This window comes from Leclercia sp. GLN_9 (assembly GCF_043105735.1).
Taxonomy (GTDB): domain Bacteria; phylum Pseudomonadota; class Gammaproteobacteria; order Enterobacterales; family Enterobacteriaceae; genus Enterobacter; species Enterobacter adecarboxylatus.
Map to the genome: position 1 here is coordinate 64,575 of NZ_JBICLV010000043.1, position 21,391 is coordinate 85,965.

At 55.5% G+C, this 21,391-nt stretch carries 16 protein-coding genes and 1 pseudogene; 1 reads left to right on the forward strand and 16 read right to left on the reverse strand.

Annotated elements, in window-relative coordinates; genetic code table 11:
* Positions 1-195: 195 nt before the first annotated feature.
* From fdhF (ACF8PE_RS22030) to hydN, 5 genes are all read right to left on the reverse strand, one after another.
* Positions 196-2,343: a formate dehydrogenase subunit alpha gene (gene fdhF, locus ACF8PE_RS22030; RefSeq protein WP_103792525.1), complete on the reverse strand. Its 2,148-nt coding sequence runs from the start codon at positions 2,341-2,343 to the stop codon at positions 196-198.
* A gap of 169 nt (positions 2,344-2,512) precedes the next feature.
* Positions 2,513-3,532 carry a HoxN/HupN/NixA family nickel/cobalt transporter gene (locus tag ACF8PE_RS22035; RefSeq protein ID WP_336995058.1) on the reverse strand — a complete coding sequence of 340 codons (1,020 nt, stop codon included), beginning with the start codon at positions 3,530-3,532 and terminating at the stop codon, positions 2,513-2,515.
* Between the two features lie 14 nt (positions 3,533-3,546).
* Positions 3,547-5,772 carry a carbamoyltransferase HypF gene (hypF, locus tag ACF8PE_RS22040; protein ID WP_392495292.1) on the reverse strand — a complete coding sequence of 742 codons (2,226 nt, stop codon included), beginning with the start codon at positions 5,770-5,772 and terminating at the stop codon, positions 3,547-3,549.
* Between the two features lie 3 nt (positions 5,773-5,775).
* Positions 5,776-7,926, reverse strand: coding sequence for a formate dehydrogenase subunit alpha (gene fdhF / locus ACF8PE_RS22045; protein WP_392495293.1), 2,151 nt, complete (start codon positions 7,924-7,926; stop codon positions 5,776-5,778).
* 39 nt (positions 7,927-7,965) lie between these two features.
* On the reverse strand, positions 7,966-8,511 hold the full coding sequence (gene hydN, locus ACF8PE_RS22050) for an electron transport protein HydN (protein ID WP_032613517.1): 546 nt from the start codon (positions 8,509-8,511) through the stop codon (positions 7,966-7,968).
* A gap of 549 nt (positions 8,512-9,060) precedes the next feature.
* Between hydN and ACF8PE_RS22055 the strand changes: the two genes are divergently transcribed.
* Positions 9,061-9,516, forward strand: coding sequence for a hypothetical protein (locus tag ACF8PE_RS22055; RefSeq protein ID WP_392495294.1), 456 nt, complete (start codon positions 9,061-9,063; stop codon positions 9,514-9,516).
* A 694-nt stretch (positions 9,517-10,210) separates the two neighbouring features.
* On the opposite strand, the gene drt3b is transcribed toward ACF8PE_RS22055, so the two are convergent.
* The 11 genes and pseudogenes from drt3b to ACF8PE_RS22110 all read right to left on the reverse strand — a co-directional run bounded on the left by drt3b (position 10,211) and on the right by ACF8PE_RS22110 (position 21,343).
* Entirely contained in the window at positions 10,211-12,223 is a 2,013-nt protein-coding gene (gene drt3b, locus ACF8PE_RS22060) for an antiviral reverse transcriptase Drt3b (protein WP_336995062.1), read from the reverse strand.
* Positions 12,214-13,203, reverse strand: coding sequence for an antiviral reverse transcriptase Drt3a (gene drt3a, locus ACF8PE_RS22065; RefSeq protein ID WP_392495314.1), 990 nt, complete (start codon positions 13,201-13,203; stop codon positions 12,214-12,216). Before drt3a ends, drt3b begins: the two co-directional genes overlap by 10 nt.
* Before the next feature lie 416 nt (positions 13,204-13,619).
* Positions 13,620-13,885, reverse strand: a pseudogene (locus ACF8PE_RS22070) (tolA family protein).
* A 195-nt stretch (positions 13,886-14,080) separates the two neighbouring features.
* Positions 14,081-14,536, reverse strand: a complete 456-nt coding sequence (hycI, locus tag ACF8PE_RS22075; RefSeq protein ID WP_336995064.1) for a hydrogenase maturation peptidase HycI — start codon at positions 14,534-14,536, stop codon at positions 14,081-14,083.
* Positions 14,529-14,939 (reverse strand): formate hydrogenlyase maturation HycH family protein, encoded by a 411-nt coding sequence (locus ACF8PE_RS22080; RefSeq protein ID WP_144839306.1) that lies wholly within the window; start codon positions 14,937-14,939, stop codon positions 14,529-14,531. Before ACF8PE_RS22080 ends, hycI begins: the two co-directional genes overlap by 8 nt.
* Complete coding sequence (gene nuoB / locus ACF8PE_RS22085; protein ID WP_059349865.1) at positions 14,939-15,703, reverse strand: NADH-quinone oxidoreductase subunit B family protein; 765 nt, start codon at positions 15,701-15,703, stop codon at positions 14,939-14,941. The genes ACF8PE_RS22080 and nuoB overlap by 1 nt, the downstream gene beginning before the upstream one ends.
* Positions 15,700-16,245 (reverse strand): formate hydrogenlyase complex iron-sulfur subunit, encoded by a 546-nt coding sequence (locus ACF8PE_RS22090; RefSeq protein WP_032613532.1) that lies wholly within the window; start codon positions 16,243-16,245, stop codon positions 15,700-15,702. The genes nuoB and ACF8PE_RS22090 overlap by 4 nt, the downstream gene beginning before the upstream one ends.
* Positions 16,246-16,257: 12 nt before the next feature.
* Positions 16,258-17,967, reverse strand: a complete 1,710-nt coding sequence (gene hycE, locus ACF8PE_RS22095; protein ID WP_077226166.1) for a formate hydrogenlyase subunit HycE — start codon at positions 17,965-17,967, stop codon at positions 16,258-16,260.
* A gap of 15 nt (positions 17,968-17,982) precedes the next feature.
* Positions 17,983-18,906: a respiratory chain complex I subunit 1 family protein gene (locus tag ACF8PE_RS22100; RefSeq protein WP_151586264.1), complete on the reverse strand. Its 924-nt coding sequence runs from the start codon at positions 18,904-18,906 to the stop codon at positions 17,983-17,985.
* Between the two features lie 2 nt (positions 18,907-18,908).
* A complete protein-coding gene (gene hycC / locus ACF8PE_RS22105; RefSeq protein ID WP_392495295.1) occupies positions 18,909-20,738 on the reverse strand; it encodes a formate hydrogenlyase subunit 3 in 1,830 nt (609 codons plus the stop codon).
* Entirely contained in the window at positions 20,738-21,343 is a 606-nt protein-coding gene (locus ACF8PE_RS22110; protein ID WP_032613540.1) for a 4Fe-4S dicluster domain-containing protein, read from the reverse strand. Before ACF8PE_RS22110 ends, hycC begins: the two co-directional genes overlap by 1 nt.
* Positions 21,344-21,391: the final 48 nt, after the last annotated feature.

A 21,391-nucleotide genomic window follows, 5' to 3' on the forward strand; every position in this document is an offset into this window, starting at 1 on the left:
GCTGAACGGCTGACAAACGCCTTCGTTATTTTATTTCTCCTGACATTCTGATTGCGTGAATATATTCTCGGCTAAAAAATGCGTTGTCTCATTTTTAAATTTAATGTGGTCCACAATCAGAGAGATATCTTTTTTTGCTGGCGGCAAAAGCAAAAAAAAAGCAGCCCCGAAAGGCTGCTTTTGCAGGGTCTGGCATTACCCTCTTGCCAGCTCCTTCAGGTGCTTTTTCAGCCGGTGATATTCATCAATCACGTACTGCTCGGCACCCTGCTGGTCGGCAATCGGCTCCACGCGCACGGCGCAATACTTATACTCCGGCGTTTTGGTAATCGGGCTGAGGTTCTCCGTCACCAGCTCGTTACAGGCCCCAATCCACCACTGGTAGGTCATGTACACCGCGCCGATATTCGGGCGATCGCTCACCTGGGCGCGGGTAATGACTTTGCCTTTGCGCGACGTGACCCACACCAGGGCTTCGTCCTCAATGCCGAGGCGCTTCGCGTCGGCGGTATTGATCTGCGCATAGCCCGGTTCGTCGGCCAGCGCAGCCAGCGCGGCACAGTTGCCGGTCATCGAGCGGCACGAGTAGTGACCGACCTCACGCACCGTCGAGAGCACCAGCGGGTACTCCTCGGTGAGCTTGTCGATCGGTGCCACCCAGTCACAGGTATAGAGTTGCCCCAGCCCGTTCGGGGTAGAGAACTCTTTCTCGAACAGGTAGTCCGTCCCCTGATCGGCCTCTGACTCATCGCGGCACGGCCACTGGATGTAGCCCAGCTCGCCCATCTTCTCGTAAGTGGCACCCAGGAAATCCGGGCACAGATGACGGAGTTCATCCCAGATCTGCTGGGTGTTGTCATAGTGCATCGGATAGCCCATCCGGGTGGCGATCTCGCTGATGATCTGCCAGTCGGTTTTCAGGTCCCACTTCGGCTCTACCGCTTTGAAGAAGCGCTGGAAACCGCGGTCGGCGGCGGTGTAAACCCCTTCATGCTCACCCCAGGAGGTGGACGGCAGGATCACATCGGCGGCGGCGGCGGTTTTGGTCATAAAGATATCCTGCACAATGACCAGCTCCAGCTCTTCAAAGGCCTTACGCACCGCAGACAGCTCGGCGTCCGTCTGGAGTGGATCTTCCCCCATGATGTACGCGGCACGCACTTCGCCGTGAGCGACCCGGTGAGGCAGCTCGCTGATGCGATAGCCGGTATGGGCAGGCAGAGACGCCACGCCCCAGGCTTTGGCGAACTTGGCCCGGTTCTCCGGGTTGTTGATGTACTGATAGCCCGGATAGGTATCCGGCAGCGCACCCATGTCGCACGCGCCCTGCACGTTGTTCTGACCGCGCACCGGGTTAACCCCTGCATACGGCTTGCCGAGGTTGCCCGTGAGCAGCGCCAGGCTGGTCAGGGAACGCACGGTTTCCACGCCCTGGTAGAACTGGGTCACGCCCATGCCCCACAGAATGGCGGCGTTTTCCGCCGCGGCGTACATTCTTGCCGCCTGACGGATCTCCTGGGCGCTCACCCCGGTGATGGCTTCCACCGATTCCGGCGTATAGCCTTCAACGATTTTGCGATACTCCTCGAAGCCTTCAGTACGCGCCGCCACAAACGCCCGGTCGTACAGCTGCTCTTCAATGATCACATGCCCCATCGCGTTGAGCAGCGCGATATTGGAGCCGTTTTTCAACGCCAGGTGCATATCGGCAATGCGCGCGGTTTCAATTTTGCGCGGATCGCAGACGATAATCTTCGCCCCGTTGCGTTTGGCTTTGATCACCCGGTTCGCCACGATGGGGTGCGAATCCGCCGGGTTATAGCCAAAAATAAAGACCATATCGGCTTTTTCTATACCGACAATGGAGTTACTCATTGCGCCGTTACCGACCGACTGGTGCAGACCTGCAACCGATGGGCCGTGTCAGACGCGCGCGCAGCAGTCGACGTTGTTCGTGCCGACTGCCGCGCGGGCAAATTTTTGCATGATGTAGTTGGTTTCGTTGCCGGTGCCGCGCGATGACCCGGTGGTCATGATTGCATCCGGGCCGTGTGCGGCTTTGATCGCGTTGAGTTTAGTGGCAACGTAATCCAGCGCTTCGTCCCAGGAGACGGCTTCCAGCTTGCCGCCGCGCTCGCGACGGATCATCGGCGATTTCAGGCGCGGGGTCAGGATTTGCGTATCGTTGATAAAATCCCAGCCGTAATACCCTTTCAGGCAGAGATCGCCCTGGTTGGTCTTACCCTGTGCTGCTTCAGCCTTGACGACTTTGCCGTTATTGACCACCAGGTTGATTTTGCAACCCGATGCGCAATAGGGGCAAACCGTGACGACTTTCTTCATCGGTAGTTGCTCCGTTAGTAATATGTCCTCAGCGGTATGCATGAAGTGTGCCAGCAAGCAGTTATAAGTTAACCCACTGAAAAAGAAGAGAAATAACGGAGGGAGAATGCGGTGCGCTGTCCATTCGTCAAAAATGCCATGACGAACGGACAGCGATGACGAGCAGCGCCTAGCGAACCACCAGCGCGTCGTAGCCTTTGAAGCGGTAGTTAATCAGCGAGGCGATCCAGCAGACGATAAACAGCCCGACCACGATAAACCCGGCGTTGCCCAGATTGTCGTTCAGCGCTGCCACGCTATTCCACAGCCCGCCCGTCAGGCCAAACTTATCGGCCAGCAGGCCCAGCGCTTCCAGCCCGCCGATAAACAGCGCCACCACCACCGACGTGCCGGTGATGGTGATGTTGTAATAGAGCTTGCGCTGCGGCTTGTTGAAGGCCCAGCCATAGGCACCCACCATAATCAGGTTGTCGAGGGTATCAATCAGCGCCATGCCGCTGGTAAACAGCAGCGGGAACACCATGATCGCCCACACCGACATCCCGCTGGAGGCACCGGCTGCGGAGATCCCCAGCACGCCGATCTCCGTGGCGGTATCAAAGCCCAGACCAAACAGAAAGCCCACCAGATACATATGCCAGCTGCGGGTCACCAGGCGGAACGCCGAGCGGAACAGCCAGTTCATCACCCCGCCGTGGGCAAAGGAGACCGCTTCCGGCACCTTCTCACCGCGCTTCATTTTATTAAAGCTGCCCCAGACATCGCGCAGGATCACCAGGTTCACCAGCGCCATCGCCAGCAGGAAAAAGGCCGACACCGCCGTGCCGATCATGCCGCCGGTTTCGTGGAACCATTCCATATTGCGGCTGAAGGCCGTGGCGGTCGCCGCGATGGCGATGGAGGCCAGCACCACAATGGTGGAGTGACCCAGCGAGAACCAGGCCCCAATGCCACACGGGCGTTTGCCCTGCTGCATCATCTTGCGGGTAACGTTATCGATGGCGGCGATGTGGTCGGCATCCACCGCATGACGCAGGCCGTAGCACCAGGCCAGCAGGCTGGCCGCCATCAGCGACGGGGTGTTGTGAAAGATGTAAAACGCCGTCCCCCAGGCGACAACATTGGTGGCGATCAAAGCCAGCATCAGCGCCATGGCTTTAGGGTGGTTATTGAAGTATTTGATAAACATCGTGATATCCCGATTTAAGAAAAAGACGCGGCAGCGATCACCGCCTGTCCAAATGCAATCGCGCCGTCTCCGGCGGGCAGCCGCCCGGGAAACAGCACGGTAAAATCGCTCAGCCAGAAATGCAGGCGTTCCCGCAGGAGCCGGTTATGCAGGACCCCGCCGCTGCAAACGATAGTATTGAGGTTGCGCATCCAGGCATGCGACGCCGCCAGCGTTGCCAGCCCTTTTGCCAGCGCGTCGTGAAACGCCCAGGCGCGTTGTTCGGCACTGACCTGCCAGCCCAGCCACTGTTGCCAGAACGTCGCCATATCCAGCTCGCCGTCGCGTACCGGCAACGTGACCGGATGGCTGACCGGCCCGCCACGGAGCGCCAGAGCCTCCAGCCGACAGGCGGCCTCCCCCTCGTAGCTAAGCTGCGCCGGGGCGCAACCTGTTGCGGCGGCCACGGCATCAAACAGCCGTCCGGTGGATGAGGCCGTTGGGCAATTCACCCCCCGCGCGATCGCCCGGGCCAGCGGCTGCCAGGGTTTATCCCGCAGCGCATCGGCCTCGGGCAGGGTCTGCCACTCGGGCACAAACGCCTGCCACTGGGCCAGCAGGTTGCGCCACGGCTGGCGCGCCGCCAGATCGCCGCCGGGCAGCGCCACCGCCGGCAGGCCGCCGAGCCGGTCACTGCGACGGTAGTTGACCCGCAGGCACTCCCCGCCCCACAGTGCGCCGTTTTCCCCCTGGCCGATACCGTCCAGCACCAGGGCGATCACATCCCCGCCGTCGCGCGGCCAGCCGTGTTCCGCCAGGCAGGCCGCGGCGTGGGCATGGTGATGCAGCACGCTATAGTGCGGATATGACATCTGCTCCCCCAGCAGGGTTGAGCGATAGCCGGGATGGGCATCGGTCACCACCCCCTCCGGGATAAACTGCCAGAGATCCTGCAACGCATTCAGGGCCTGCTGCCACTGGCCCAGCGCGTCGTCATCCCCCAGATCGCCCAGATGCTGGCTCAGGATCGCCTCCCCACCGCGCACCAGGCAGAAGGTGTTTTTCAGATCCGCCCCAAGACACAACAGCGACGGCACAGCGTCAAAACCGGGCGGCAATGGCAGCGCATCCGGGACAAAGCCCCGGGAGCGGCGCAGCATTTCCCCGCTGGCGCGCAGCACCGAGTCATCCATGCGCTGGACGATCTCGCGGTTATGCAGCAGCCAGCCGTCAGCAATGCCGGCCAGATCCTGTAATGCCCGGTCGTTGGTCAGCGCAGGCGGGCAGCCGTTCAGGTTGCCGGAGGTCATCACCAGCGGGCGATCCAGATCCTGCATCAACAGGTGCTGGAGCGGGTTCGCCGCCAGCATCACCCCCACCTCGTTCAGCCCCGGCGCGATGGCCTCGCAGCAGGCCAGGAGCCGCTTATCCACCAGCACAATCGGCGCGGCCGTTGAACGCAGCAGCGCCTGCGCCCCGGCGGGCAGGGCCTGGGCTAATCGCCCGGGAATCATCACCGCCAGCGGCTTCGCCGGACGCTGCTTGCGCTCGCGCAGGCGGTTGACCGCCTGCGCATCGCTGGCATCGCAGGCCAGATGAAAGCCGCCGAGGCCTTTTATCGCCACGATCCCGCCCTGCTTAAGCATCGCTTCCGCGGCCCGCAGGGCGTGGTCTTTCTCTTCCCGCGCTTCGCCGCACACCCAGCTAAGCTGCGGCCCGCAGTCCGGGCAGGCCACCGGCTGGGCGTGAAAGCGCCGGTCGGCCGGGTCGCGGTACTCCGCTTCGCAGGCCGGACACAGCGCAAACGCCGCCATGGTGGTGGCCGGGCGGTCGTAAGGCATCGCCCGGATAATGGTGAAGCGCGGCCCACAGTGGGTGCAGTTGATAAAGGGATAACGGTAGCGACGCTCGCGCGGATCGTTCATCTCGGCCAGACAGTGCGGACAGGTCGCGGCATCCGGCACCACCTGGGTGGTCATCTGCCCCTGCTGGCTCGGCAGAATGGTGAACGCCACCGGCAGCGGCGACCAGTGCCACGGCTGCTCGCTGATATCATCAATACGCGCCAGCGGCGGGCCACCGGCGGCCAGTTGGGTGATGAAGTCCTGCGTCTCACCGCTGAGACGCACCACCACGCCTGCCCCGTCGTTGCAGACGTCGCCCTTCAACCCCAGTTGCCGGGCCAGTTGCCAGACCCAGGGGCGGAACCCCACCCCCTGGACTTTGCCGCGAATGCGCAGCAGCGTGCCGTTTGTACACATGCGTTAACTCTCTACCGCCTCGCGCAGGCGTTGTTTCATGGCGCTGTAGGTGGTCTGGGCATAGTTTTCCGCCCAGGATTGATCGGCAATGGTATCGATCTTCACCGCGCAGTATTTGGTTTCGGGGGTTTTCGAGACCGGGTCGAGGTTGTCCTGGGTCAGCTCGTTGCAGGCCCCAATCCACCATTGATAGGTCATGTATACCGCCCCTTCATTGATGCGTTCGTTGACGTCGGCGCGGCTGATCACCTTCCCGCGGCGGGAGCTTACCCACACCAGCTGGCGATCGCGGATGCCGAGCTTTTCCGCATCCTGCGGGTTGATCTGCACAAAGCCCGGCTCATCGGCCAGGGTTTGCAGCGCCGCGCAGTTGCCGGTCATCGAACGGCAGGAGTAATGCCCCACCTCGCGCACGGTGCAGAGCACCAGCGGATAGTCGGCGTCCGGCATCTCTGCCGGTTTGCGCCACGGGGCGGCGAACAACTGCCCTTTGCCGCTCGGGGTGTCGAAGCGGTTGTCCGCGTAAAGCCACGGCGTGCCCGGATGATCGAGTGTCGGGCACGGCCACTGGATGTGTCCCATGTCGCCCATTTTTTCGTAGGTCACGCCGTAGAACAGCGGGCAGAGTTCGCGCATCTCGTCCCAGATCTGCTGGTTATCGCGGTACGCCATCGGGTAGCCCATCGCGGTGGCGATCAGGCTGATGATCTCCCAGTCGCGCTTGACGTTGCCCTTTGGCTCAACGGCTTTTTCAAAGCGCTGGAAACCCCGGTCGGCGCAGGTAAAGACCCCGCCGTGTTCGCCCCAGGAAGTGGCGGGCAGCAGCACATCTGCCGCCTCGGCGGTTTTGGTCATAAAGATGTCCTGCACCACCACGAAGTCGAGCGCGTCAAACCCTTTACGCACCAGGCCCAGATCGGCTTCGGTCTGGAGCGGATCTTCCCCCATGATGTAATAGGCTTTGACCTTGCCCTCCAGCGCAAGGTGCGGCACTTCGGTGATCCGCACGCCGACCTGGTCATCCATCAGGGCGGGATCGACTCCCCACGCCCGGGCGAATTTCTCGCGCACATGCGGGTCCGTCACGTTCTGATAGCCGGGGAACTGGTTGGGGATCACCCCCATGTCGCACGCGCCCTGCACGTTATTCTGCCCGCGCACCGGGCCGACGCCGCAGTGCTCGCGCCCGAGGTTGCCGGTGAGCAGCGCCAGGGTAGAAAGCCCTTTCACCACGTCAACCGCCTGCCCGAACTGGGTGACGCCCATCCCCCACATCACGGTAGCGGACGGCGCGGCGGCGTAGATGCGCATCGCATCACGGATTTCCCGGGCGCTGACGCCGGTAATCTCCTCGACATTTTCCGGGGCGTACTCACTGACCGTTTCGCGCAGCACGTCCAGCCCCTCGGTGTAGCGGGCCACGTAGTCGGCGTTATAGAGGTTTTCGTCCAGCAGGGTGTAGATGAAGGCGTTCACCAGCGCCATGTTGCAGCCGTTGTGGATCTGCAGATGCCGGTCGGCAATGCGCGCAGTTTCGATTTTGCGCGGATCGCAGACGATCACCCGCGCGCCGTTCTGTTTCGCTTTGATCACCCGCCGGGCGACGATCGGATGCGAGTCGGCGCAGTTGTAGCCGAAGATCAGCAGGCATTTTGAGTTTTCGATATCGCTGATGGAGTTGCTCATCGCACCGTTGCCCAGCGTCTCCTGCAACCCGGCCACGCTCGGCCCGTGGCAGACGCGGGCGCAGCAGTCGACGTTGTTGGTGTTGAGCACCCCGCGGGCGAACTTCTGCATTACGTAGTTGGTTTCATTCCCGGTGCCGCGGGACGAGCCGGTGGTCATGATGGCGCGCGGGCCATAGTTGGCCTTGATTTCGCTCAGACGTCGGGCGGTATAGCGAATGGCCTCCTCCCAGGAGACCGGCACAAACTTGCCGCCTCTCTGGTAGCGGATCATCGGCTGGGTGAGGCGCGGCGTCAGCAGCCGGGTATCGTTGAGAAAATCCCAGCCGTAATAGCCTTTCAGACACAGCTGATTCTGGTTGGTGACGCCCTGCGCGCCTTCGGCACGAACAATTTTATTGTTATCAACGACAAGTTTTAATTTACAGCCCGCACCGCAGTACGGGCAGACGCTGGTGATTTTTTTCATCAGTAACAGACCTGCTAAAAGTGAAAAGAAGGCAGAGGCTTACAGCATCTGCGAGGAAAGTGTGTCCATCGCCGCACGGCGGCGTTTTTCCAGACTCAACTGCTCAAGCTTCTGCCTGTCGATACAGACGATGGCATTGGTCGGGCAGGCCTGAATGCAGGCGGGGCCGTCCGGCTGGTGGTAGCAGAGGTCGCACTTGTTGGCCTCGGCCTTTTCCGACATCACATTCAGCCCGGCGCCGATGCTGCGCACAACCGGACGCAGCACCACTTCCATCGCGCCGTACGGGCAGGCCACCACGCAGGTTTTGCACCCGATGCAGCGCTCCTGGTGGACGTGAACAAAATCGTTATCGCGGGTGATCGCCCCGTTCGGGCAGACGCTGGCGCAAGGGGCGTCTTCACACTGGCGGCACATGGTGGCCGTGGAGACGTTGACGCCTTTAATGACATGAATGCGCGGCAGGAAGTTCTGCGGGGTCAGCGAGGCGCAGTCCTGTGTGTCGTGGTGCGACACCACGCAGGCCACTTCACAGGTACGACAGCCGATGCATTTGCTGGCATCGGCGATGATGAAACGGTTCATCCTTAATCTCCGGAATGATGGTTAGCTTGCCGGAAGTATGCATAAACCGCGCCAAAAGTTAATTCATTGAAATTTATGATTTTTATTTGGATGAGTGGGTGTCATCGACATAAGTGACGATGACAGTGTTGACGGGTTTGCTGTAGGTGTTAGAGCGCCGGGAAGGTTATTCATTTGAAAAGCGACGGTATTGGCATGGTAGATCGGGCAAGCGAAGCGCCCCCGCGTGGCCTTTCTGGAAGGATGCTCGCAAACCTTAAAGTAACCTTATGTAATTCAGGGTTAAGGCTTTTAATCCCGAAATCAGGCTCGTAAAGTGACGGCGTTGCGGCACATCCGCAATCGGGCGTAGGAACCCGTATTCTACAGAGCGATATTTATATGTCGCGACAGTGCATATCCCGTAAAATCACGGTGGCACTGGCGGAGCAGTCGCGAGACTGGCCGTTTTTCTCTGTAGGCGGCATTCCTACCTCCGTCAGTGCTACCTCCTTTGAGCGTAGGAACTCTTTGGCTGGTTAATTCAATTAATACAGAGAGGATGTCATGATGACTACTATCCCCACCCTGACTTACCCGCAATCTGACGAACAGGCTATTCCCGCTTCCCTGACTACGCCGCTTTCTGCTGCTGCGGATCTCTTCGAGGTCGCCGATCGCTGCGCCGCGCTGGTGAGTGTGTTGATCGAAACGGACGACAGAGCATCCCGCATTGCGCTCTGCGAAGGTCTGCTGCACGCGCTGCGCCAACTGCGTGAACGCTGTGATGCCGAACTCCCGCCGCACCTTATCGCCCAGTTGATCCAGGGGGAAACGCTTAACTCCTGTATGCCGGACTGCTGGCAGGAAACCGCTCCCCAAGTGGATTATGCGCTGGCTTTGGTGCAGGCAATTCTGGGTGGAACGTTGTCCGTCAAAGTCGAGAAAGAACTGGCGGGGCTGCTGCACGATCTGGTCTGGCTGCTGAATGAGTTTGTGAAGGAGCCGTATATCAGGGTGCATTGAGTGTGAGTGGAAGTTGGTGAAGGCTGACTGATTTCAGGTTTGATAAGGGGCTATGGTTGGCCCCTGAATGGGGTTGAGGATGGGGTTGGCATTGGGCGGTTGTAGTGTTTGACTTTTTATACGCTAGCAGTATTGGTGGTGGCATTCATCGTTTGAACTCACAGCCAAAAGTGGATTTACTGAAGAGCCGCAAGGTCAGCTAAGAGCGAAAAACGGACATTAGTATTGACTGTGAATTCACTTACTAGAGCCATCCAGGGGCTATGATACGTCTATTTACCAATGGCGGTGGAGTGAAGATAATAGGCGATAAAAATCCATAACATCATGAAATAAGTGTAGATTACAGATAAAATCTTTATTCACGTCTCTATATGCCCAAACTCACGTTCTATGCAATAAAGAATTCACTAGAATACTAGAAGAAGGTGTGACCAGTTTCTCAACATCAGGTGTGTAAGCAACACAAACTATCTCGGTTAAGCTACAAACAGTATGTGATAACTCTCAACTGGATCTGGAAATTTCCTTTCATTCCAAAGAATGATTAGATCTTAGGCAAGTCTATTAGCATAAGTTTAAGCAATTAAGCCGATTCTAAAGCCAGCGAAATCGTATCATCGGTAACATATGATTATATCTCACCAAAAATACGTAAGTATTTCGAAACTGATCACAATAACGTTATATCAGGTCAATAACTTTCCTTCAATTCTTTTTTCTCTATCATCTTTAAAAGATTTAGCTCATCCCACTTGACAAACCAGTAAAATTTGAGCAGAGACGCTAGATCATTCTCGATCTCAGAGTGTGTCCTTTGCTTTTTTGGCTCAAAACACTTGAGATATTTTTTATAAATAAGCCTTCTTGTTTTTATTGACACAAATGGGCAAGACATTACATCCAAAAATAAATGTGCTTTTTCTGAAGACTGTAACAAATCCATATCCGAGCATAGTAAATCTACAATTTTTCCCTCAACTATACCTTTGAGTTCTTGGAATGGATTCCTATTTCGAAAATAGAAAAGCAATGAAATTATCGTAAAATAATCCAATTTCTTTTTATGCAAAATCCCATTAAAGAAAGATGTGTTTATCAGGTAGTTATCTCCAAAAAATGTTGCTGCCAAAATTAAATTTACTTTTTCAATAGATATGTAATCATCAATAAACAATCCATTGTCATTATCACCAAAATTGATATTCTCTGCAGTGTTTACCAGTGATGTCATAAAAATATTGCTATAATCAGTAGAAATCTCTTTCAAATAATTATTAACGATAATCATCGTTTTAGATAATTTGTATGAGGATGATACTGTTGGGTTTACGCTGAAAAAGAACAACATTAAATCAGATAACGTAAATATGACATCTTTTATTTTTTTAACTTCCTCATTTTTACCTTCTCCAAAAGAAAAGTAATGGATGAGCGATATTAATCTTTTAGATAATGAGGATAATATATATGCCGACACATCTGAATATGAAGACTGACGATCTAAGCATATAGACTTTATATTATTAATCATATAAATTTTTAAATCATGCTTACTTCTTATGTTATTAAGTGTAATAACACCTTCGTCTTTTTTATATAATTTTGATTCCAAACTTTGAATCAATTCATTAATCTTAATAATCAATCCCGTTTTGCTGGTGCAGAATGGTCTAGAATATTTTTTGAATTTATTTACATTTAACTGAAGATTAAACTCATTTAACCTCATGTTAATGGTTTTAGATATCATTTCAGCATTAGATTCATTGTTGCAAAATACAATAAAATCATCTACATACCTTAATATAACATAGTCTTTTTTATTTACCCACCCATGCTCATTCATAAGGTCCGACTCAATATTATTGTCGATACGCTGGAAGATTAATTCTGCAAATACCCGACTAAATTCTGAACCTATTGGGATACCATTTGTTTCATTATTATTGCTTCGTTGCATTAGTGTGTCTAACTCTTGACCAAATTGATTGCCATTAGCCACATGCTTACGAATAAAAGTTTTATTTTTTAAAGCCCAAGATACGGAATGAGTATAAATACTATCAAAACAATGGGATACATCCAACATCCACATTGTTGAGAATCTTTTCTCAAGATCAAAAAAAACTTTACTTTGAAATAATTTATATATTCTATTGAAACCACCATATGAAAAATATGAAGAAGAATATCTCCTCATTAATTCATCCTCAGTCGTTTCAATATCCTCTCCTTTGTATCTTTCCGCTTCATTTCTCTCATATAAAAAAAATGAATTGGCAACCTTCTTAGGAAATCTTATTGAATAATTACTTTTTGAGGAGTTATAGGTTATTACTGACGAGTAATTTTTGTAAAATTCACAGTAATTAAGTTGAGATCTAGGGTGAATTAAAGAAAGGCGTCTTAAACTAAAAACATCCTTAACAATGCAATAACCGAAAGGAAAACTTTGTTTTCTCTTTTTTTGTTCTCTTTCATCAACAGAGATAGACAAATCCAATGAAGGATTGATAATGTTTTTTAAGAAAGATGAAAAAGGGGTGAAATCTGTCGATACTCTATAGTTCACCTCAAAATCGGCTAAATTCACATAAAGCCCATCATTTGAGAAAATAATCGGGCAATCAGCGGGCTGAGTATCACACAATAAAGCCCTGGTGTAATCCTTCTTATCAAGTTTGATATTCTTTTTCAGAGCCATATTTTTGTAATCTCTGTATAACGTTTGAAATTATATTTTCTGTAAACTCTTTCAGAAAAACCTTTTGTAAAATTATTTCGCAACAACTCTTTTCTTTGGCTTAGGGTCAAGGAATATTTGGAAACATTACTTAAACGCCCTTTATTTGACATGGCACAATATATTAAAAATTTATCAAGTTGCTCTAATGCCTTAGAGTTTTCATCTAACCTTGCGTTACTATAATATATTCCAGTACTGATTTTGCTTTTCTCAATTGAACTCAATGATTTAATTTTTCTATTTAAATCTCTATTACTTGTTAGAAAAGAAATCCTGTCTAGCAGTAATTTATAATCACCATTATTTTTAAATGCATAGAAAGATCTTGATATTCTGGTCTTTATTTTTTTTAGTCTACTATTTGATAGATCAACAACTACACGTCTATATATACTGTTTACTGCATTTTTTGATAATGCCGTATCCACAATTGAAAAAGAATACCCAAGAAAATCAAATTTATGAAGTAACTTATCATTATTATTATCACCTTTACTTCTTTTAGGGATCAATGGAGAAATATTTAGCTTGTCTTTATTTATCCTCAAACCGTTAGGAAGAAACAATTCCACCTGTTTCATAAAAGAAACTTGTTCTTCATTTCCACTTGAAACAATTACCATGTCATCTACAAATCGCGAGTAATAAAATACTTCCGGATGCCGATTAATATTGTAGTCAAACTCAGACAAATATAATTCAGAGAGCATCGGACTAATTTCAAGGCCTCTAGGCAAACCTTTTGTTTCATGAATACGCTCACAGGCTTTAAGATACCACTCTAAAAGATTTTTTGTATGTCTAGATAGTCTCGACTCATCATGCATATATTTAAAAAGCTGAGGCAAGTGAATTGATTCAAAAAAAGATTTTATATCTAGTCGATAAACCTTAAATTTCGTACCTTCCTTAAGATAAATCTTTAACTCATCGATTATTTTATTTCTTTACTTGGGCAATAATGATTCCAAGCACTTCAAGTTAGAATTACAATGCCTTAATATCAATTTCTCTTTTAAGTTAGATGCGGAATAAACACAGCGTCCTTTTACATTTAATTTTTTGACACTTACTCCAGAGCGAAAATTTTCATCAGCAATCAACATTGCCTCATTGATTAATAACTCTAATCCTTTACTATTTATTTTACTAAAGTAAAAACTTTTCTCAGATTCACTTAAATTACGCTTAAGTGCAGATGAAGTAAATGGCTGCCGGTTCATTGAAACCTCTCAATACTATTTTTTTATGCTTTTTATAACTTTTTAAATCGTTAGGCGCAATCCTATACTTGCTCGACACTGAGTGACCGTCCGCTTTTGGCACAAAGCGGTCCCTCATAATAGTTCTCAGGCTACCGCCGCACATCAACCCCAGCCTTTTGAAAATCCGGATACATCTTTGAATTGTTAAACCCCGGGAGCTTCGCTTTTTCGGCTTCCATTTTTAACGACACACAGTAGCCTTTGTTGCCGCCCTGATCACCCGCGTCTGTGCGCCCCAGAAATCCCGATCTTCCCAGCGCCCAGAACTGCAACTCCCTATTGCCGAGGTTTTGTGGCATCACGAAGGCTGTAACGGTGTGCAACCTGATGCCAGGCTCACCACCACTGCAAGCATGAACATCTCCCCTGGCATTTCACATGCTCCGACTCCCAGAACACTTATCCTCATGCATCCATTAAAATCCCTGGCGCGTTTTATCCCGCATCCTGGATTATCAGACAACGGCAGTTAATTTTTCCCTGCTCAACACACAAAAAAGAGTCCGCATCTCCGCGAACCCTTTCCCCATAACCCCGTTAACCAGAGCGCCTACAACTCCCCAAACGCCCTCCCCCCATCCCTATCCACCAGACTTTCATAAACCCTCTCGACGGCCCCCTTCACCTTCTCCGTCATCGGATAATAAAACCCTACAATATCCGGCTGTATCCCGAGGAAAATCACCTCCCCCACATCCCCCTTCAGCTGATCCACCAGGTAGTTCAGCGGCATATTGTGGGTCGTCATCATAAACATCTCGGCGATGTCGTCCGGGTCGATGCGGCGGATCTCGCCGGGGTTCAGCCCCATATCCGTCGCATCGACAATCAGCAGGCGCGCCGGGCGCAGCTCGCGGATGGCGACCACGTCGTTTTCCGGGGCGCTGCCGCCGTCGAACACCACCCAGTCACCGCGGGGTGCTTCGCGGCACATCTCGGCCAGCAGCGGACCGGCACCGTCGTCGCCCATCATGCTGTTGCCGACGCAGAGTAAAACATCAGTCACGTTGCCTCCGAACCATCAGATAGATGGCGTTTTCCTGGTGAATGGCATGGAGCATGCCAAGCAATGCTTCGCTCCACGCCTGCTGTTGCGCCGTCTGCCGCGCCATTGCGGCGTCGAAGGCGCTGGCCAGCATCACGATATGATTAGCGTCGATGACGATCTCCCCGTAGCGCGGCACGCCCTCCATTTTGCGCCGCGCCTCGCTGCCCGTTTCCAGGGTGGCGATCCACGCCAGGTAGTCCTCCCACGGACAGGTCAGCGCCGCTTCCAGGCAGTCGATCACCCCCAGATGGTGGCCGATGGCCAGCCCGTAGTAGATCACCTGTTGGGCGTCATCGGGGGTGTTGTCATTTTCGTCAATGAACTTGCGGCTGAGCTGGCTGAACACCACGGTTTCGCTCATCAGATACGCTCCTGCCCGACCACCTCAAGGAGGTTCGCCACAATCTCATTCAAGCGCGGGTCGTTCTCCTGAGCCAGCCAGGCCGCCACGCTTTTATCTCCATCCACCAGATGGCGCATAAAGTCGTCGGCGATCTGGCGGCCATAGCGGTAGCCCGCCAGACGGCGCGCGGCGCGGTCGATGCGTACCCGCAGGGGCTGAACCATCTCCGGGTGCAGCAGTTCCGCGGGCTGGTTGTCCAGGCTGCCCGGTTCGCGGGCGTGGATTTTTTGCTCCAGCAGCCCCAGCGCCATGGCAAAGCCATACAGGGTGGCGGCAGGCGATGGCGGGCAGCCGGGGATGTACACGTCCACTGGCACGATTTTGTCGGTGCCGCCCCAGACGCAATAGAGGTCGTGGAAGATGCCGCCGGAGTTGCCGCACGCGCCATAGGAGATACAGATTTTAGGATCCGGGGCCGACTCCCACGCGCGCAGCGCCGGGGAGCGCATCGCGCGGGTCACTGCGCCGGTAAACAGCAGAATGTCGGCATGGCGCGGAGATGGCACCACTTTGATGCCGAAGCGTTCGGTATCGAAAATCGGCGACAGGGTGGCGAAGATCTCGATCTCGCAGCCGTTACAGCCGCCGCAGTCCACACGGTAGACGTAGGCCGAGCGCTTGATTTTTTTCAGCAGCGAGGCCTTCATGCTGGCGATAGACTCATCCACCGTCACCGGCACCGGGATCCCCTGTTCGTTACGTGGGCCTAAGAGTTCGCTCATCGTGTCGCTTCCTTCATCTCGCGGGTCAGATGGATTTTGTCCGAGGGGGTCAGCCCTTGCAGGCGTTTGCAGTCCGGGCAGGTCTCAAAACTTTCCCGGTGACGTTCCGCGCGTTTGTCGCCGTTGTGGCGCAGCAGTTCGATCACGTAGTCGATCTCTTTCTGCACCGCGTACGGGCGCTCGCACACCCGGCAGTGGCAGATGTCAAAGCGCGACTGCTGGAGGAAATCGGCCTTACTCCACACCGCCAGCTCATACTCCTGCGAGAGTTTGATGGCGGTAGTCGGGCAGACTTCCTCGCAACGTCCGCAGAAGATGCAGCGCCCCAGGTTGAACTGCCAGAACAGATCACCGTTTTTTAAATCGGTCTCCACCGTCAGCGCATTAGACGGGCAGGCGTTCACGCAGGCCGCGCAGCCGATACACTGCTTAGGGTCGTGCTCCGGCTTGCCGCGCATATTTTTGTCGACCGCAATCGGCTGGAGAGGATACGACTCCGTCACCGTGCCGGTTTTGATGACTTTTTTGATAAAGGTAAACATGGGTGCTCCGGGTTATTTCAGCGGCGAGTTTTTGCGTTCGATGCTGTAGCGTTCCAGTTCTTTATAAGGAACCACCTTGCTCTTCTTCTTGCGCACGTCCACCACCGTCATGCGGTCGGTACAGGAGTAGCACGGGTCGAGGCTGCCGATAATAAGCGGCGCATCGGAGACGGTGTTGCCCCGCAACATGTAACGCAGCGTCGGCCAGTTGGCGTAGGTCGCCGCCCGACAACGCCAGCGCCACAGCTTCTGGTTGTCGCCGGTCATGCTCCAGTGGATATCATCCCCGCGCGGCGCTTCGCTAAAGCCCAGCGCAAAACGGTTCGGGATATAGGTAAAGCCTTCCACCATCAGCTCGCCACCCGGCAGGTTGTCGAGGCCAAAATCAATCATGTTCAGGGCAGTGAAGACTTCGTTGATGCGCACTTTCAGGCGGGAGATCACGTCGCAGCCCTGCTCGGTGTGGACCTCCATCGGCAGCAGGCCGTACCCGACAAAGGGGTGATCGGCGCGGGTATCGCGGGCGTGGCCGCTGGCGCGTACCATCGGGCCGACGTTACTGAAGTCGCGGGCGATCTGCGGGTCGAGGCGACCCACGCCAACGGTGCGCTGTTCAATGTTTGGCGTGCTCAGCAGGATATCCACCAGATCCTGCACCTCGCGGCGCATCTGCTGGGCCAGCAGGCGGGTGGCGATCATGTCGTCTTTCAGCAGGTCGCGACGGATGCCGCCGATCAGGTTCAGACCGTAGGTTTTACGCGCCCCGGTGAGGATCTCCGCCATCTTCATCGAGGTCTCACGCACGCGGAAGAACTGCATAAAACCGGAGTCGAAGCCGACAAAGTGGCAGGCCAGGCCGAGGTTCAGCAGGTGCGAGTGCAGGCGTTCCACTTCCAGCAGGATGGCGCGGATCATCTGAGCGCGTTCCGGCACCACGATCCCCATCGCATTCTCCACCGAGGTGGTGTACGCCGTGCTGTGGGCAAAGCCGCAGATACCGCACACGCGATCCGACAGGAAAGTGACTTCGTTGTAGCCCATGCGGGTTTCGGCCAGCTTCTCCATGCCGCGATGGACGTAGAACAGGCGGTAGTCGGCGTCGATGATGTTCTCGCCGTCAACGAACAGGCGGAAGTGGCCCGGCTCATCCGAGGTGACGTGCAGCGGGCCAATCGGCACCACGTTGTTTTTCTTGTCCCCGAGTTCGTTGATGAACTCGTAGGTCTCTTTGTCGGTGGTCGGAGCCGGACGCTGACGGTAATCCATGCTGTCTTTACGCAGCGGATAGAGTTCGTCCGGCCAGTCATCCGGCAGCACCAGGCGGCGCTCGTCCGGCAGGCCGACCGGGATCAGACCGTACATGTCGCGCACTTCGCGCTCGCCCCACACCGCAGCGGGTACGCGCGGGGTCACGGACGGGAACTCCGGCTTATCGGCGTCCACTTCCACGCGCACGGTGAGCCAGCAGCGGGTGCCCTGCTCCATCGACAGCACGTAGTACACGGCATAGCTGCCGCAGAGCTGGCGTTCGTCGTTGCCAAACAGCACCGACAACCAGCCGCCCTGCTTGTAGTACAGGAATTCGACCACTTCCGGCAGGTAGTTAACTTTCACCGTCACGGTGATTTGGTCTTTGGTCTGCCAGGCTTCATCCAGCACCACGCCAGGGAAGGCCTGATGCAGGGCGGCAAGATAGTGTTGACCAACTTTTTCTTCAGACATGGGTATTCTCTACAGTCACGCCGCCAGCAAGGAGACGAAAGCTAAAAATGCCAGACCAAAACCGGTCCAGGTTATCCGGGAGGTGGCGTTAAAGCGCAGACGCGCCATGCTGTTCTCGAACAGCGCAATCACCAGTACGCCCGCCACCAGCTTGATCGCTGCAATGACCAGCGCCAGCAGCAGACCGCCTGCGGAGAAGTGCGTCATCTGCCCCCAGGGGATAAACACCCCGACGAACATCTGCAGCACCACCAGCTGTTTCAGGCTGATGCCCCACTTGAGCAGGGCAAAACCCGCGCCGCTGTATTCCGACAGCGGGCCTTCCTGTAGCTCCTGCTCGGCTTCGGCGAGGTCAAACGGCAGCTTGCCCATCTCAATAAAGGTGGCGAAAGCGCAGGCGCACATCGCCAGAATCAGCGTCAGGCTGTGTGCCACCGGCCAGTGATAAATCGTCGCGGTCACCGCGCTGATGTGGGTCGTGCCTGCCACCTGGGCGGCGACCCACAGACCCAGCAACAGGATCGGCTCTACCAGCACACCGAGCATCGCTTCGCGGCTGGCACCGATCCCGGTGAAGGGGCTGCCGGTATCCAGCCCGGCAATGGCGAAGAAGAAGCGTGCAATGGCAAAGAGGTAGATCAGGGTGATCAGATCCCCTAGCGCAGGCAGTGGAGAGCTAAGGGTGATCACCGGCAGCGCGGTGGCAATGGCGAGCATCACCGCCACCATCACAAAGGGCATCAGACGGAAGACCCAGCCGGAGGCCGCCGGGGCCACGCTCTGGCGGCCCAGCAGTTTGATCAGATCCCGGTACTCCTGGAAGATATCCGGCCCGCGACGGGTATGCAGACGGGCACGCGCTACGCGAGTAATGCCCGCCAGCAGCGGCGCCAAGGCAAACAGCACCAGCGCCTGAAGCAATGCATAAATGAGGGTCATGTTCAGGCTCCTCGGGAGATAACGACAACCACCAGCACCGCCAGCTCAATCAGGGCGATACGGTGGAACAACACGGCGGTGCTGCTGCACTGCCAGCCGGGGATAAAGCGGACCGGGTTGAGCCACTTGCGCAGCTTCAGCACCGGGGCAAAGGACTCTTTCACCGGCATAGCAAACCCGTGGGCGGTGATGACCATCGCGGCTTCGTGGTCGTAACCGCAGACCCAGGCAAAGCCGCGGGAGCGGTTCGGCAGGCGATCGCCTTTGCAGATCACCATCAGGATGAACGGCAGCAGCAGACCGGCGAGCAACAGCAGGGTAATCATCGGCTGCGACACCGTGGAGATCTCGCCGCCGCTCACCGGGAACAGCTGGCTTACGATGGGCAGGAACCAGGGGGCCGCCACGCCGCCCGCCACACAGCACAACGCCGCCAGCAAGGTGCTGGCGGTCATCAGCCAGGGCGCGCAGCAGGCATTTTCCGCCTCCTTGGTGCGCGGTGCGCCCAGGAAGGTGACGCCATAGACTTTCGCCATACACATCACCGCCAGCGCGCCGGTGATCGCCAGACCGGTCGCCAGCAGCGGCCCCAGCAGGCGGGCGATAAAGGCGTCGTGGGTGCCGAGGTTAAAGAAGGACTGATAGATCACCCACTCCCCGGCAAAACCGTTCAGCGGCGGCAGGGCCGCCATCGCCATCAGCCCCACCAGCATCGCCAGCGAGATGAGCGGCATTTTTTTGCCGATGCCGCCCAGCTTCTCGATATCGCGATGGCCGGTGCGATACCACACCGCGCCCACGCCGAGGAACAGCGTGGTTTTAAACAGCCCGTGGCTGACCAGATGGTAGAGGCCGCCGGTGAAGCCCAGCGCAATCAGCAGATTGCTGTGCAGCGCAATACCGGTGACGCCCGCCCCGAGACCGAGCAGGATAATGCCGATGTTTTCCAGAGTGTGGTACGCCAGCAGGCGCTGGATGTTGTGCTCCATCAGGGCGTACAGCCCGCCGATAAAGGCGGTGAGCATCCCCATCACCAGCAGCAGCACACCCAGCCACAGCGGAGGCAGCGCGCCACTGAGGGAAACGGTGAGCATGCCGTAGAGACCGACCTTCATTACCACCGTTGAGAACAGCGCGGCAGCGGGGGCGCTGGCATTGGCATGTGCCTGCGGTGCCCAGCCGTGCAGCGGGATCACCCCGGCCAGCAGGCCAAAGCCCGCCAGCCCTGGCAGCCAGACGCTGGCCCCCGGTGCCTGCGCGGTTGCCAGCGCACTCATCGCCCCAAAGTTCAGGGTGCCGTAGTAGCCCCACGCCTGCCAGCAGGCGATGGCCAGCAGGATCGTCCCCAGACGGCCCAGCACAAACCACAGCTTGCCGGACTGGGCGCAGCCGGTGAGAAACGCGCCACACAGGGCCATCACTTCCGCCATCACCACCAGCCAGCCGAGGTTATCGACCATAATGGCGGCCACGGCGGCGGCCATCAGCAGGTTGGTCAGCAGGCCGTTGGCTTTCGCCTGCGGGTGGCGGTGCCAGGCAATGGTATACAGGCTGACCAGGCACGCTGGCAGGCCAATGGCGATAAGCCATATCGCGCGGATACCGGTCATCTGCATGCCGATGTGCAGCCAGGCCATCTCTGCGTACAGCGGCCCGGTTTGTGAAGCGATCAGCGCGATCGCCCCTGCCCCCACCGTCATGGCGCTGGCCATCGCCCCGCCGATCCCGGCGATAGCGCCGCTGAGCGGCTTGTGGGCGCAAACCACCCACGCCAGCACGGCGCTTATCACATAGATGCCCAGCGCCGGGTTAATTAACGAAAAGGCGTTCATCAAAGCTCTCCTTGTTGCGACTGGAACAGCGACAGATCGCCCAGATCCGTATGCAGGGTGAGTTCGCGCTTGTTCCGGCTGGCGCGTGCGATGTCCTCGTTGTTAATCAGACGCAGGGATTTGGTCGGGCAGGTGCGCACGCACGCCGGGCCGTCGGGGTCGAAGTAGCACAGGTCGCACTTCACCCCGATGGCGCGCACGCCGGGCACCCAGTCCAGGAACGGACTGACGCGGGCGGGTGCCGGGGCGGCCATCGGTGCCTTGCTGGTATTACAGTTGGCAGGAATGGCCCGCGGGCGGCTCCCGGCAAACTCGACGGCGCCAAACGGGCAGGCAATACCGCACAGTTTGCAGCTGACGCACAGGCTTTCATTGAGCTGAATGGCACCGTCAATCCGGGTGATGGCATTGACCGGGCACACCTGGGCGCAGGGAGCATCTTCGCAGTGATGGCAAAGCTGCGGCGCAGAGTCGGTGTTGTTACGCATCACTTTCAGCCGCGGCTGGCTTTGCAGGCCATGCTGGCGATGGTTTTCTGAGCAGGCTGCTTCACAGGTATGGCACCCGATACACAGCGTGGGATCAGCAATTACAAAACGATTCACCTGGTTTCCTCTGGTGATAGTCATTTTTGACGAAAAATGGCGGAAGTG

What these genes read in the sequence shown, in the direction of transcription:
- ACF8PE_RS22100 (WP_151586264.1), bottom strand. Translation starts at nt 18,906, where the DNA reads ATGACCCTCATTTATGCATTGCTTCAGGCGCTGGTGCTGTTTGCCTTG.
- hycE (WP_077226166.1), bottom strand. Translation starts at nt 17,967, where the DNA reads ATGTCTGAAGAAAAAGTTGGTCAACACTATCTTGCCGCCCTGCATCAG.
- nuoB (WP_059349865.1), bottom strand. Translation starts at nt 15,703, where the DNA reads ATGAGCGAACTCTTAGGCCCACGTAACGAACAGGGGATCCCGGTGCCG.
- ACF8PE_RS22055 (WP_392495294.1), top strand. Translation starts at nt 9,061, where the DNA reads ATGACTACTATCCCCACCCTGACTTACCCGCAATCTGACGAACAGGCT.
- drt3b (WP_336995062.1), bottom strand. Translation starts at nt 12,223, where the DNA reads ATGGCTCTGAAAAAGAATATCAAACTTGATAAGAAGGATTACACCAGG.
- hydN (WP_032613517.1), bottom strand. Translation starts at nt 8,511, where the DNA reads ATGAACCGTTTCATCATCGCCGATGCCAGCAAATGCATCGGCTGTCGT.
- hypF (WP_392495292.1), bottom strand. Translation starts at nt 5,772, where the DNA reads ATGTGTACAAACGGCACGCTGCTGCGCATTCGCGGCAAAGTCCAGGGG.
- ACF8PE_RS22080 (WP_144839306.1), bottom strand. Translation starts at nt 14,939, where the DNA reads ATGAGCGAAACCGTGGTGTTCAGCCAGCTCAGCCGCAAGTTCATTGAC.
- ACF8PE_RS22090 (WP_032613532.1), bottom strand. Translation starts at nt 16,245, where the DNA reads ATGTTTACCTTTATCAAAAAAGTCATCAAAACCGGCACGGTGACGGAG.
- fdhF (WP_392495293.1), bottom strand. Translation starts at nt 7,926, where the DNA reads ATGAAAAAAATCACCAGCGTCTGCCCGTACTGCGGTGCGGGCTGTAAA.
- hycC (WP_392495295.1), bottom strand. Translation starts at nt 20,738, where the DNA reads ATGAACGCCTTTTCGTTAATTAACCCGGCGCTGGGCATCTATGTGATA.
- ACF8PE_RS22035 (WP_336995058.1), bottom strand. Translation starts at nt 3,532, where the DNA reads ATGTTTATCAAATACTTCAATAACCACCCTAAAGCCATGGCGCTGATG.